The organism is Microbacterium sp. RU1D (genome assembly GCF_900156435.1).
Lineage (GTDB): Bacteria > Actinomycetota > Actinomycetes > Actinomycetales > Microbacteriaceae > Microbacterium.
The window spans coordinates 826,000-840,214 of the sequence record NZ_FTPQ01000001.1 but is presented as its reverse complement, the minus strand read 5'-3'; the positions used below and the strand labels follow the sequence as shown (position 1 = coordinate 840,214).

Below are 14,215 nucleotides of genomic sequence, written 5' to 3'. Positions count from 1 at the left end.
CGGGGGGTTCCGGGCGAGCGTCGCGTCGATGTTCATGTAGTCGGACTACTACTCGCACGCGCGCCGACCGCGCCGCCCGCCTAAAAACGGCTCTTGCGCCGCCTGAAGGGTCAGCCTAGCCTCGGTATCGTCACCCCCGGCGTAGTGAGACTACATTCTTCGTTCTCCGCGCCCTCCCCCATCACCGGCGATAGGAGATCCCATGAGTCGACGGCGAACAGCCCTCGCCCTGACCGCGATGACGAGCGTCGTCGCCGCTGTCCTGCTCGTCCCCGCGACCGCGGCGTCCGCGGCCGACGAACAGCGCACCGTCACCGTCCACCTCGACCAGACCGTGCAGGAGGACTACCTCGGCGTCGGCGTCAACGTCATCCCGTGGAGCCTGCTCGAGGGCACGACGAAGTACGGCTACGACGACGCCGACTGGGAGGTCGACGTCGAGCGCATCCACACGCTCCAGCCGAAGGTCGCCCGCATCTGGTTCCAGATCGACTGGATGGAGCTCGAGAAGGGGCAGTACGACTTCGAGAGCCCCGAGATGAAGGCGTTCTACCGCTACCTCGACGCGTTCGAAGACGCGGGCACCGAGATCGAGCTGAACTTCGGGTGGAAGGTCGGCGCGCGCGTCCACGACTGGTTCACGATCCCCGGCGCTCCCGACCCCTACATCTCCGCCCCCGCCGACCTCCCCGCATACGGCGCCTCGGCGTCGGCGCTGCTGCAGAACCTCTTCGACCGCGGCTACGACAACGTCGATCACCTCACCTTTTACAACGAGCCCAACGGCAGCTGGGACTTCTGGGCACCGGGAGATGAGAAGGCCTACTACGCCGAGATGGCGCGCGCCGTGAGCGACCGCCTCACCGCTGACGGCCTGCGCGATGACGTGCAGATCTGGGGCCCCGAAGAGGTCAACGCCGTGGCTTGGACCCAGTACATGGCCGAGAACGCCGGCGACGTCTTCGACCAGTACTCGTTCCACCTGTACGGCGAGTCGTACGACGCGATGGGGGATGCCATCGCCCAGCGCCGCGCCGTCATCGGCGACGCCCCGCTGAACCTGTCGGAGATGGGCTGGACCAACCCGGGCACCAGCGTCTGGGAGACCGGTTACGCGAACTACATCATCCGCAGCGCCAACGACGGTGTGCACTCCAACCTCATCTGGCAGCTCAACGGCGTCATGACGGGCGACCCGGCGGGTGACACGAACGGCTCCTACAACCTGTGGGACTCGCTCATCCTGGGCCTCGAGCCCACCGCCGCGTTCTCCGAGGCGGGCCCGCTCATGCGGTACGTGCCCACGCACAGCACGGTGCTCGGCACGGAGGTGTCGGATGCCGATGTGCGCGCGACCGCGTTCCGGGCGCCCGACGGAGAGCTGACGGTGCTCGTCGAGACCCAGTCGGGTTCGTCGAAGGACGTGCGCGTGCAGTTCGAGGGCGGCGACGCCACCGCCGACTTCACCCGCATCGCGTACACGGATTCGATCGCGCAGCCGGGCGAGAACGCCCTTCTCCCCGCCTCGAGCGGAACCCTGACCCCGGATGCCGACGCGTTCACCGACACCGAGGTCGGCGACGAGCACACCTACGCCATCTACACGACGGCCCCCGCGGCCACGCAGGTCGAGATGACGCCCGTGCGCACCTCGGTCGCCGGCGGTGCACAGGTGCAGCTCGGCGCGGCCGTCATCGACGGCACCGGCACGCCGACCTGGTCGGTGGTCGGAGAAGACAACGGCACCATCGACGCGAACGGTCTGTTCACGGCCCCGTCCGTGACCACCGAGCGCACCGTCGCGGTGCGGGCCACGCTTCCCGACGGGGAGTACGGCGTCGCGCAGGTCGAGGTCACCCCGGCCCCCACGGCCGGCGTCACCGACGCCCCGGTGTTCAGCCTCGAACGCGGCGTCTACGACTCGATCGAGGCCGTGACGATCTCGAGCGCCACCCCCGACGCGCAGATCTTCTACACCACCGACACGACCGAGCCCACGGCATCCTCGACGCCCTACACCGGGCAGATCTTCCTCGAGCCGCTCAAGACGACGTACCTGCGGGCGGTCGCGATCGCTCCCGGTGCCGAGCCCTCCGGCGTGACGTCGCGCCTGTACAAGGTCAGCGACGTGCAGAACGCCCCCGACGGGTACACCTTCTGCCAGTACGCGGACGGCGGCGCGTGCGCCTTCGATGGGGAGGCCAACGTGGCTTTCGGCTCGGACGGGCTGTTCGTCTTCGGCACGTTCACCGATGGCGTGGACTGCGCGGTCGCCTCGTTCGCTTCCGACCCCAACCCGGGCGGCGACAACCGCTGCTTCGTCAACCCCGACGTGTCGGAGGAGCCGCCGCTGGTGAGCATCCTCAACGCTGGGTTCGAGCGCCCCGCCACCGGCGGCACCGCGAACGGGCCGATGGTGAACGGGTGGACCTTCAGTGCCCGCGCCGGCATCCAGCACAACGACAGCGTGTTCGTCCCCGCCTCGCCCGCCCCGCAGGGGGAGCGAACGGCGTACCTCAAGAGCGACTCGGGGCTCGCCAGCCGCATCGACCAGACCGTGGTGTTCCCCGCCGGCACCTACGCGATCACCTTCGCCGCGGCGAACCGTGTCGGCTTCGGCGGCCAGCAGGAATTCGACGTCGAGGTCGACGGGCAGAAGCTCGGCCACTACGTGCCGGTCGGCGGGGATTACCAGTCCTACGAGACCGCCCCGTTCACGGTGACGCAGGGCGAGCACAGCATCTCGTTCGTCGCCACCACCACGGAGGGCGACAACACCGGCTTCGTCGACGACGTGCGCGTCGTCGCCGCCGATGCCACGCCCGCCGACACCACGGCGCCCACCGTGACGATCAAACAGGGCGCGGAGTTCACCCGGGGCGCCGACGGCGTCTACGAGAAGGTGAGCTTCAAGCTCTATGACGCCGGCAAGGTCGACCGCGTCACCATCAACGGCGCCGTGAAGGACCTCACCGACGACGTGTGGTCCGACGTGAACTTCGTCAGGCCGGGTGTGTTCGGGGCGGTCTCGGGCGAGAACACCCTCGTCGCCCAGGATGCCGCCGGCAACACCACCACGGTGACGTTCACCCTGCGCTGACCGTCGCAGAAGCCAGAACCCGCCCCGCGTCCTGTCGACGCGGGGCGGGTTCTCGGGTGCGGGGGTTCGTCAGCGCGTCGGCTTCTTCTCCGGAACCGGGGCGTCACCGGAGGCCTTCAGGGCGGCGTAGTACGACGCGGCCTCGTTCTGCCGGTCGTCCTCGACACCCGACGCGATGGAGGCGCGGATGTGCTCGGGTCCGTAGCCGAACGCGTCGACGAGGTCCTGCGCGTGCGGACGGAGCCGCGCGCACAGACGGTCGATGTAGCTCGACACCGCCGCCGCGCGCTGCGTCGACAGCCGGCCGTGGATGAGGTACCACGCGAGGTGCTTCTCGATCAGCTGCAAACCGAACAGGTCGCGCAGCCAGGTGAGCACCTTCCGGGTGCCGCGGTCATCGACGCGGTTGATCGCGTCGGTGAACGCCTCCCATTGCAGCAGCTCGCCGTGGGCGCGCGCCGCCTCGATGAGCTCGGCCTGGTTCTCATTGAACAGCGCCGCCGCGTCTTCGCGCGAGAGCTTGGATGCCGGGCGCAGACGGCCCGCGATGTCGGCGACCATCTGCTGCACGCGGCCGGTCAGCAGCTCGTGCTGCTGCTCGGCGCGTAGGCCCTTCTCGACCGAGCGGGCGGTCGAGCCGAAGTCGCTGACGGCCTGCCCGAGCTGACGCATGCCGGCGCCGTGGAACAGCTTCCCGGCCGTCTGGCCGACGGCGAAGGCGGCGAGCTGCTTGGCATCCTTGCCCTTGAACTGACGGGCGTAGTCGGCGAGCAGGCGCTTGCCGACGAGCTGCAGGAGGATGTTGTTGTCGCCCTCGAAGGTGACGTAGATGTCGAGGTCGGCGCGCAGGCCGACGAGACGGTTCTCGAACAGGAAGCCCTGGCCGCCGCAGGCCTCGCGGGACTCCTGCAGGGTGTCGAGCGCGTGCCAGGTCGACAGCGGCTTCAGGGCCGCAGCGAGCGTCTCGAGGTCTTCGCGGTCGGCGTCGGTGTCGGCCGTGCCGCTGAAGACGCCGTCGAACTTCTGCAGGAACTCGTCGTGCGCGAAGATCTGCGCGTAGGTGGTGGCGAGGCGCGGCAGGAGACGACGCTGGTGCTTGCCGTAGTCGAGCAGGGTCACCTCGGGGGTGCCGCTGCCGGAGTCGAACTGGCGACGCTGGTTGCCGTAGGTGATCGCGATCGTGAGACCGATGGCCGACGCCCACGATGCCGCGCCGTCGAGCGACACACGACCCTGCACGAGCGTGCCGAGCATCGTGAAGAAACGGCGACCGGGGCTCGCGATCTCACTCGAGTAAGTGCCGTCGACCGCGACGTCGCCGTAGCGGTTGAGGAGGTTCGTGCGGGGCACGCGCACCTGGTCGAAGTGCAGGCGTCCGTTGTCGATGCCGTTCAGACCGCCCTTGAGGCCGTCGTCCTCGCCGCCGATGCCGGGGAGGAAGTTCCCCTCCTCGTCGCGCAGCGGCACGTAGAAGCAGTGCACGCCGTGGTTGACGCCCTTGGTGATGAGCTGGGCGAACACCGTGGCCGCCTTGCCGTGCAGAGCGGCGTTGCCGAGGTAGTCCTTCCAGGCACCGCGGAACGGCGTGTGGATGACGAATTCCTCGGTGTCGGGGTCGTAGGTCGCGGTGGTGCCGATGGCCGCGACGTCCGAGCCGTGCCCGGTCTCGGTCATGGCGAAGGCACCGGGGATCTCGAGGCTCATGATGCCCGGGAGCCACTTGTCGTGGTGCTCGCGGGTGCCCAGCTGCAGCACGGCCGAACCGAACAGGCCCCACTGCACCCCCGACTTGATCTGCAGGCTGGGGTCGGCGGCGACGAGCTCCTCGAATCCGGCGATGTTCGCGCCGTTGTTCTCCTCACCCCCGAGGCGCTTCGGGAAGGCGCGGTGCACGGCCTTGTTCTGCACGAGCAGGTGCAGTTGGCTCAGCGTGCGCTCACGGTGGGCATCCATGCCCAGGCTGTCGTCGCGCCACAGCGCGGGGTCCTTGATCATCTCGCGCGCCTCGCGGCGGGTGTCGGCCCACGTGCCGAGAAGCAGGTCGGTGACCCGCCCGGTGTCGATGCGGGCTTCGGCGGCCTCGGCCGCGGTGTGCGCGGCGGTAGGCGCGCCGCCCACGGGCGTGCGCGTGCTTCTGGCGGGCGTGGTGGGACGGACGGCGGCGTCGGTCATTGTCGGCACCTTTCGACGTTGCAAAGGGATGACTCCACGGTAGGTGTCCCACAACGACCGCTCAAACATCCTGTGTGATGTTCACAATGCGCCCGCGACACGCGACGTCAGGTCGTTGTGGACGGTCAACATTCCCGGGAGCGGGCTGAGCGCGGGCGAGATCACCGCGGAGGGAGCCACGGAAGCGCGGTCGGGCGCCGCCGGCCGACCGCGGGCTCAGCGCGCGCGACATCACTGCGGCTGAAGCCACGGAAGCGCGGTCGGGCGGCGCCGGCCGACCGGGGGCTCAGCGCGCGCGACATCACTGCGGACGGAGCCACGGAAGCGCGGTCGAGCGCCGCCGGCCGACCGGGGCTGGGCGCGGGCGACGGCACCCCGGACGGAGCCACGGAAGCAGGGTCGAGCACCGTCCGCCGACGGGGTGCGTCAGTTCGCCGCGACCACCGTCAGGATGCCGTCGCCGTACGCCTCGCGCTTCTTGGCGCCGATGCCGGTGATGCCGTCGAGATCGCCGATCGCCGCGGGCCGCGCGGCGGCGATCGCGCGCAGCGTCGCGTCGCCGAACACGATGTAGGCCGGGACGCCCTGCTCGCGCGCCTTCTCGGCCCGCCACGCGCGCAGCGCCTCGAAGAGGTCGCGGTCGTCGGGGGCGACGTCGTCGGCGCTGCTCTTGCGCTGACGACTCCCCCCGCCGCCACCCGTGCGGCCCAGGGCGTCGCGACGCAGCGGGACGGGCGTCTCGCCGCGCAGCACCCCGGCCGACGCCTCGCTCAGCGCGAGCGTGCCGTAATCACCCTGGGCCACGATGATGCCGCGCGCGAGCAGCTGGCGGATGACGCTGCGCCAGTCCTGATCGGACAGGTCGGCGCCCAGACCGTAGGTGCTCAGGCGGTCGTGCCCCTGCTGCGCGATGCGCTCGGTCTTGGCCCCGCGCAGGATGTCGATGAGGTGCCCGGCGCCGAACGCCTGGCCGCGCTCGCGCTGCAGCCGCACGATCGTCGAGAGGAGCTTCTGAGCGGCGACGAGGCCGTCCCAGGTGTCGGGCGGGGTGAGGCACGTGTCGCAGTTGCCACAGGGTTCGGAGCGCTGGCCGAAGTAGTCGAGGAGGTTCTGCCGACGGCATCCGACCGTCTCGCACAACGCGAGCATGGCGTCGAGATGCTGGCCGAGGCGCATCTTGTAGGAGCGGTCGCCGGGCGACTGATCGATCATGCGGCGCTGCTGCACGACGTCACCCAGGCCATAGGCCATCCACACCACCGACGGGTCGCCGTCGCGGCCCGCGCGGCCGGTCTCCTGGTAGTACCCCTCGACGGACTTGGGCAGGTCGATGTGGGCGACGAAGCGCACGTCGGGCTTGTCGATGCCCATGCCGAACGCGATCGTGGCGACCATCACGACACCGTCGTCGCGGAGGAACCGCGACTGGTGCGCCGCGCGCACCGAGGCGTCGAGCCCCGCGTGGTACGGCAGGGCGTCGAGGCCCTGCGACGCCAGGTAGGCGGCCGTCTGCTCGACGGTCTTGCGGCTGAGGGCGTACACGATGCCGGCGGAGCCCTCGGGCTGCGAGCGGATGAACTGCACCAGCTGCCGTCGCGGGTCGACCTTCGCATCGATGCGGTACTGGATGTTAGGGCGGTCGAAGCTCGCAACGAAGCCGCGCGCGTCGCGCAGGCGCAGGCGTTCGACGATCTCGCGCGCGGTGTCGGGCGTGGCGGTCGCGGTGAGCGCCATACGCGGAACCCCGGGGAAGCGGTCGGCCAGGTCGCCGAGCGCGAGGTAATCGGGCCGGAAGTCGTGCCCCCACTGCGACACGCAGTGCGCCTCGTCGATCGCGATGACGCTCAGTCGTCCGCGGGCCAGGAAACCCAGGGTCTGCGCACCGTTGAGACGCTCGGGCGCGACGTAGAGGAGGTCGAGTTCGCCGGCGAGGTACGCCTGCTCGACGGCCTGACGCTCGGCGGGCGACTGCGTCGAGTTCAGGTAGCCGGCGCGCACACCGTTGGCGATGAGCGCCTCGACCTGATCGTGCATGAGCGCGATGAGCGGGCTGACGACCAGGCCCGTTCCGGGTCGGACGAGAGCGGGCACCTGGTAGGTGACGCTCTTGCCGCCGCCGGTGGGCATGAGCACGACCGCGTCGCCGCCGTCGACGACGTGCTGGACGATGTCGGCCTGATCGCCGCGGAACGCGTCGTACCCGTAGACCTCATGCAGCACCGCGCGCGGGTCGTGACCGGTGAAGTCGCGCACGGCGGGGAGCTCGCGAGCCGTGCCGGTGGCGGCTGCGGCCCGGGCGAAGGCCGACGCGGGGTCGACCGGCGGGGGCGGCGCGTCGAAGTCCTCGGGCGGCACGAACTGATCGGGGTCCCACTGCGCGCCGGCGTAGGGGTCGTCGGGCACGTCGTACGACTCGGGCGGCGCGTCGGCGTACGACTCGGGGGCGGCGCCGGGATATGTCACCCCTCCACGGTAACCCGGGGCACCGACATCGACACCGCCCCGCCATCCGATGGGGATGACGGGGCGAGTGGGGAGGAGGAGTCAGTGCGCGGGCCGGCAGAACGCCAACTGGGATGCCACGAGCCCGTGCTCGCGACTGACGATCTGGGCGCGCCCCGGTGCCGCCCGCTCGGGCTTGACGCGGCCGATCAGGGCGCCCTCCTCGGGGTTGCCGCCGAGCAGGATGCCGGTGACACCCAGGTCGGTGAACCGCTGGATGATCGGGTCGTACGCCGCGCGGCTCGCGCCGCCCGAACGACGGGTGAGGATGACGTGCAGGCCGAGGTCGCCGGCCTGCGCCAGCAGGGGCTGCAGGACGGCGAGCGGGTTGCCCTGACTCGTGGCGACGAGGTCGTAGTCGTCGACGAGGATGAACCCCTCGGCGCCCTTCCACCAGCTGCGCTCCCGCAGCTGCGTCGGGGTGACGTCGGGCCCCGGGATGCGCGTGGAGAAGTACTGCGCCAAGTCGTTCATGCCGCCGGTCGCGAGATCGTGCGAGGTGAGGTACGCGCCGAGGTAGTCGTCGGGGATCTCCCCGAGGAGCGCGCGGCGGTAGTCGACGACGAAGATCTTCGCCTCGGCGGGGGTGTACAGCCGCTGGATCTCGTTCGCCACGCCCCGCAGGAACGACGACTTGCCCATGCCGGAGTCGCCGTAGACGAACAGGTGCGGCTCGACGCGGGGGTCGATCCCGAAGGGCGAGAGCTGCGCCTCCTCGATGCCGAGCAGCATGCGGCCGTCGCCGGGCTCGGTGAGCGCGCGCACCTCGTCGAGCGTGATGTTCTCCGGCAGCAGGCGCAGCTTGGGACCGGGCTCGCCGTGCCACGCCGCCGCGACGCGGCCGATCATGTCGGTGACGCCGTCGGCGATCGTGGCCGGGTCGTCGGAGCCGTCGACGCGCGGCACGGCGGTGAGCATCTGCAGCTTCGAGGCACTGAGCCCGCGACCGGGCTGCCCGACGGGCACGTTCGCCGCCTGCTTGCGGTCGACGTCGGAGTCGGTCGGGTCTCCCAGTCGCAGCTCGAGGCGCGTCTGGATGAGGTCCTTGAGGTTGGCGCGGATCTCGAGCCACCGGTTGGCGGTGACGACGACGTGCACGCCGAAGCTCAGTCCGCGCGCGGCGATGGTCTGCACGCGCGCTTCCAGCGGTTCGAACTCCGAGCGCAGCGTCGACCAGCCGTCGATCACGAGGAAGACGTCGCCGAAGCCGTCGTCGAGGCGGCCCTCGCGGCGCCGCGCCCGGTACGTCTCGATCGAGTCGACCGCGTTGCGGCGGAAGTACTGCTCGCGCGCATCGAGCACGGCCTCGACCTCGGCCACCGCGCGGCGCACCGCTTCGGGCTCGGTGCGCGTGGCGACGCCCGACACGTGCGGGTGCTGCTGCATCGCGGTGAAGCTGCCCCCGCCGAAGTCGAGCACGAAGAACTGGAACTCCTGCGGAGTGCCGGTCAGGGCGAGAGCCGAGACGAGCGTGCGCGCGAGCGTCGACTTGCCGCTCAGCGGCGATCCGACGATCGCGACGTGGCCCGCGGCGCCGCCCAGCGAGACGGTGAGGTGATCGCGACGCTGCTCGAGCGGGATGTCCACCAGGCCGATGGGCACGGTGATCGCACCGGCTTCGCGCCAACGGCGCGAGACCAGCCCGAGCGCGGGGTCCTCCGCCAGGTCCGGCATGAGGGCGTCCAGCGGCGAGGGCTCGGCGAGCGGGGGCAACCACACCTGGTGGGCCTCGGGGCCGCGGTCCTTCATGCGGTCGACCGCGATCTGGAACGTCGACCGCTTCTCGGCCGCCGGGGCCGCGATCGCCGCCGGCGCGGCATCCGTCTCGTCCGTCGACACGTCGTCGTCGGGCTGGGCCAGGGCGGTGAAGACCTCGACGCGGGCGGGGCCGCCGGAGACGGTTTCGTCGCCGCCGACGTCGATCCCGACCGTGCCGCGCGGACGCCCGGAAACGTACGCCGCACGGAACTGCACGAGGTTCTCGGTGTCGCTCTTGAGGAAGCCGACGCCGGGCTCCTGCGGGAGGGTGTAGGCGTCGGGCGTGCCGATGATCGTTCGCGACTCGGATGCCGAGAAGGTGCGCAGACCGATCCGGTACGACAAGTAGGTGTCGAGGCCGCGGAGCTTCCCCTCTTCGAGGCGCTGGGATGCCAGGAGAAGGTGCACGTGCAGCGAACGGCCGACGCGCCCGATGTTGAGGAAGCTGTCGACGAACTCCGGCTTGGCGGTGAGAAGCTCCGAGAACTCGTCGACGACGATGAGCAGGGCCGGCAGCGGCGCAAGATCGGAGCGTCCTCCGCGGCGGGCGGCCTCGTACTCGCCGACGTTCGCGAAGTTGCCGGCGGCGCGCAGCAGCTCCTGACGGCGCACGACCTCCCCCTGAAGGGCGTCCTGGAAGCGGTCGACGAGCGCGAGCTCGCTGCCCAGGTTCGTGATGACCGCCGAGACGTGCGGCATCTCGGCCATGCCCGCGAAGGTCGCGCCACCCTTGAAGTCGACGAGGACGAAGTTGAGCTGCTCGGGCGAATGCGTCATCGCGAGCGCGAGCACGAGGGTGCGCAGCACCTCGGACTTGCCCGAACCGGTCGCACCGACCATCACACCGTGCGGGCCCATGCCCTGCGAGGCGGACTCCTTCAGGTCGAGCACGAGCGGAGCGCCGGAGGGCTCCTGGCCGATCGGCACGCGCAGGCGGTCCCGCTCCAGGCGCGGCGTCCACGCCTGGTCGAAGTCGACGGCGCGCACGTCGGGCAGGCCGAGGAGCTCGGTCAGCTCCGCCTGGCCCTGGGTCGTGGGGGCGTCGACGACCACCATGGGTGCCGGGCGCAGCGGCATGAGCCGGCGGGCGGTCGCCTCGGCTTCGGCGACGGTCATGGCATCCGGGAGGAAGGACTGCGCGCGACCGGCGCCGTCGATGAACTCCGCCGGGGCGGCGACCGGGGCGGCCTCGCCGCGGCGCGCACGGACGGCGGTCGGCGTCTCGGCCAGCGCCACGCGGGCGATCGCCGGGTCGTCGAGCTCGTCCCAGCGGGTGGGGAGGTCGATGACGGTGACGCCCTGGGCGCCCTCGAGTCCGGAGGCGGACTCGACCCCGTCGACCACCAGCACCACGTGCGGGGTGATGCCGCCGCCGGGGGTGAAGCGGGAACGGGAGGCGAGCTGCGCGGGCAGCATGTCCATCAGCTCGTCGGGGGATGCCGCGATCATGCGCGCGGGGCCGAGACGGTCCTGCACGCGCGACGACATCGCGTGCGGCAGCCACTTGACCCAGTCCCAGGCGCCGATCTGCGCGGGCCCGGCGAGGACGGCGATGATGACGTCCTCGGGGTCGTGCAGCGTCGCCGCCGACGCGACGAGCGAGCGCGCGAGGCTGCGGACGGCCTCCTCGTCGGGGCCGACGAGCTCGATGCGCGCGTACTCGCCGAGCGGGAAGCCAAGCGGGAGATCACGCTGGATCTCGTGCGTGAGCATGAAGCGGTGCGCGGCGGAGGCCGCGACGGGGTCGAGCTGGGCGAGGGGCGGCAGCTCGGGAGCCTCGAGCGTGAGGCTCAACGGCTGGTCGGCCACGCCGATGCGCGCGAGCAGGAACGTCTCGTCGCCCGGCTGACGCTCCCAGACGCGCGAGCGCTCCTCGGCGATGAACGGCAGGGCCGCGGGGGCGGGCATGATCCACCCGCCGTGGCGGCGCTGCTTGCGCGCGGCCACGCGCACGGTCTCGCGCAGATCGGACAGGTAGGCGAGATACTCCCGCCTGTTGCCGAGCACCTCGGCGTTGCGCTGCGAGCGCTGACGCCAGCCGTTCACGGCGACGAAGCCGAGCGAGGACAGCAGGAACATGCCACCGATGAGGAAGCCGGTCGGACCGCTGTTCGAGATCGTCACCATGACGATCGCGCCCACGCTGCCCAGCATCGGCAGGAGGGAGGTCAGGATGCCGCTGCCCCCCTCGTTCGGGGCCAGCTCGGGCGGCGGCTGCAGCACGATCCGCCCGTTGGGCAGCGACGGCGGGGCGATACGCGGACCCGTGCTCACGCCGGACCTCCGATCAGTCGGCTCAGGGTGAAGACGCGCTCGCTCAGACGCACACGGGTGCCGTCTTCGAGCAGGGTGCGCGCACCGGGCTGCAAGGGGTGGACGGCGCCGTCGTCGTCGATCAGCTCCGAACCGTTCGTCGATCCGGTGTCGACGACCCACGCGGTCTCGCCGTCGTGCTCGAGGCGCAGGTGCGTCTTGGAGATGAGACGGTCGGGGTCGTCGACGGCGATGAGCACGTCACCGGGCTCCGTCGCGACGGGCGCACGGCCGAAGTTCACCGCGGCGGGCAGGTCGATCTGCTCGCGCTGACCGGTGTCGAAGACCACGAGCAGCTGCGCGCGGCCCACGCCTCCGGTGAGGATCGGTTCCTCCGAGGCGCGCGCGGGCGGCGTCGCAGCGGGAGCGCGCTCCCCCGCGGCGGCGGGCGCGTCGACGACGGCCGCGGCCTCGACGGCGAGCAACGGGGTGTCCCACGCCGGCGCGGTCGGCAGGGCCGCGGCGGCCGCGGACACCTGCAGCGGCTCGCGGCCGGCGGCGGGGCGCGCGTGGACGGTCGGTTCGGCTATCCCGGGTGTGCCGTCGGCATCCTGATCGGGGCGCCCTCGTGGAGCGACGACGAGCAGGGTGCCGGCCGCACGATCGGCCCACGAGCGGCGCAGACCGGAGCGGTCGAAGGCAGCGGAGGCGACCACGACCCAGGCCCCGGCGACCAGCACCAGCCCGCCGAGCAGCACGAGAGAACCGCGCACGAAGGCCCGACCGGCGCCCGGTACGAGCGGCGACTCGGCGCGCGACGTACGCAGGCCGAAGAGCAGAGCACCGGGGCCGAACCCGCGGCGCGCCTGCAGGATCCACAGGCCCAGCAGGGCCTCCGCGGCGACCGCGGCACCGAGGACGGGCGAGCCGAGGAGGGATGCCGCGCCGGCGGCGATGACCACGAGGGCGGCGTCGACACTGAAGGCGCCGATGCGCACCCCCACCGTCGCGGGCACGCCCAACGGCGGCGACTGCGTCATGTCGCCATCATCGCACGCGCGACCTCGATCGCTCCGGCGGCCAGCATGCCGGCCGGAAGCGACAGGGCCGTCGCGAGCGCCTCGAACACATCGCCCGTGCGCGACCATCCGAGCGAGCGCAGTCCGCGCCCGACGGGGACGATCAGCAGGGCTGCGGCGAGCGCCACGACGAGGATGACGCCGGCCACCGTCACAAGCAACGCGGGCTCGATGGTGGGGACGAGCGCCGCCAGGACGGCGGCCACGACGACGGCGACACCGGAGCGGGCGACCCAGCGCAGGAACGGCACCGTGCTCTTGCGCGAGCTCAGCAGCAGGGCCAGGACGACCGTGACGGCCAGGGCGATGCGCCCACCGAGCACGACGGGGTCGGCGACGGCGAACGTCGGTAGCGCCGTGAACGCACTGGCCGCCCCGGCGGCGACCAGCAGCACCACGCCGATCGTCAGCCGCGCGGTCGAGCGCTCCACCAGGGAGTCGGCGTCGTCGGCCTCGATCGTGCGCACCTCGTCGGGCAGGTTCTGCCGCACCGTCCAGCGGGTGCTCTGGAAGCGCCCGTAGTCGATGAAGGTGCCGGGCTCGACGTCGACGAGGCTCGACTGCAGGATGCGCTGCGCGACCGGCACGAGCCCCAGCGTCACCGCCGCCGGGGCCGAGGGGTCGAGGTGAAGCAGGAGCGACACCGCCCACACCGCCGCGAGCACCGCGGCGATGACCGACGCGGTGCGGCTCTGCGCGCGCAGGGTCTGCGTCGCCCCCATCACGCCGGCCACCCCGGTCAGGACGGCGGCGGCGAGAAGGCCCGTGAACACCGCCACCTGCGCGGAGGACGCCGGCAGGTCGGGCACGATCGCCACGCCGCCGCCGAACGCGAGGGCGGCGACGGCCACGACAGGAGCGAGGGTGGGCGTGCGCGGCCGCGCGCGCACCGAGAACACGGTGACGGCGGCCAGGGCCGCGAGCAAAGCCACGGCGGCGACGGGAGTACGCACCCCGGTGGAGAGGGTGTCGGCGTCGAGCAGGCGGAGGAAGGCCAGGATGCCGCCCGCCGCGGCGATCACCATCCACACGGCCGTCGTGCGCGCGGCGATCGGCGCCCGGGTCGTGCGCCGATCAGCCGGATCGGCCGTGGCGGTGGGGTCGACCAGCACGAGGACGACTCCGTCCTCCAGCGCGGTCATCGCGGTCGAGCCGTCGATCTCGCGCCCCGAGAGCCCGACCACGCGCACATCACGCTGGGCCGGAGTGCCCGCGGCGCGCAGCACATCGCGGACCTCGGCGCGCAGTGGCACCACGAGGTCGAACCGCGATGCACCGTCGATGAGCGCGACGCGTCGCCCCTGCATCACTTCCGCGCTCAACGGTCCCCCTCGTTCTCGCGCCGCCGCCC

At 71.7% G+C, this 14,215-nt stretch carries 6 protein-coding genes; 1 reads left to right on the top strand and 5 read right to left on the bottom strand.

The genetic code is table 11. The features are described from left to right. Positions 1-202 precede the first annotated feature (202 nt). Positions 203-3,100 carry a chitobiase/beta-hexosaminidase C-terminal domain-containing protein gene (locus B0B15_RS15970; protein WP_083708847.1) on the top strand — a complete coding sequence of 966 codons (2,898 nt, stop codon included), beginning with the start codon at positions 203-205 and terminating at the stop codon, positions 3,098-3,100. Between the two features lie 69 nt (positions 3,101-3,169). Here B0B15_RS15970 and B0B15_RS03795 read toward each other — a convergent pair whose 3' ends face one another. The 5 genes from B0B15_RS03795 to B0B15_RS03775 all read right to left on the bottom strand — a co-directional run bounded on the left by B0B15_RS03795 (position 3,170) and on the right by B0B15_RS03775 (position 14,186). Beyond that, complete coding sequence (locus tag B0B15_RS03795; protein ID WP_076673408.1) at positions 3,170-5,272, bottom strand: acyl-CoA dehydrogenase family protein; 2,103 nt, start codon at positions 5,270-5,272, stop codon at positions 3,170-3,172. 426 nt (positions 5,273-5,698) lie between these two features. Continuing rightward, positions 5,699-7,675 (bottom strand): DNA helicase RecQ, encoded by a 1,977-nt coding sequence (recQ, locus tag B0B15_RS03790; RefSeq protein WP_076675137.1) that lies wholly within the window; start codon positions 7,673-7,675, stop codon positions 5,699-5,701. 141 nt (positions 7,676-7,816) lie between these two features. Continuing rightward, positions 7,817-11,806 (bottom strand): type VII secretion protein EccCa, encoded by a 3,990-nt coding sequence (gene eccCa / locus B0B15_RS03785; RefSeq protein WP_076673406.1) that lies wholly within the window; start codon positions 11,804-11,806, stop codon positions 7,817-7,819. After that, positions 11,803-12,825, bottom strand: a complete 1,023-nt coding sequence (locus B0B15_RS03780; RefSeq protein WP_076673404.1) for an FHA domain-containing protein — start codon at positions 12,823-12,825, stop codon at positions 11,803-11,805. The genes eccCa and B0B15_RS03780 overlap by 4 nt, the downstream gene beginning before the upstream one ends. Further along, positions 12,822-14,186 (bottom strand): hypothetical protein, encoded by a 1,365-nt coding sequence (locus tag B0B15_RS03775; protein WP_143016327.1) that lies wholly within the window; start codon positions 14,184-14,186, stop codon positions 12,822-12,824. Before B0B15_RS03775 ends, B0B15_RS03780 begins: the two co-directional genes overlap by 4 nt. Positions 14,187-14,215 lie beyond the last annotated feature (29 nt).

Coding starts and splice junctions, on each gene's coding strand:
- B0B15_RS15970 (WP_083708847.1), top strand. CDS start 203: ATGAGTCGACGGCGAACAGCCCTCGCCCTGACCGCGATGACGAGCGTC.
- B0B15_RS03795 (WP_076673408.1), bottom strand. CDS start 5,272: ATGACCGACGCCGCCGTCCGTCCCACCACGCCCGCCAGAAGCACGCGC.
- B0B15_RS03780 (WP_076673404.1), bottom strand. CDS start 12,825: ATGACGCAGTCGCCGCCGTTGGGCGTGCCCGCGACGGTGGGGGTGCGC.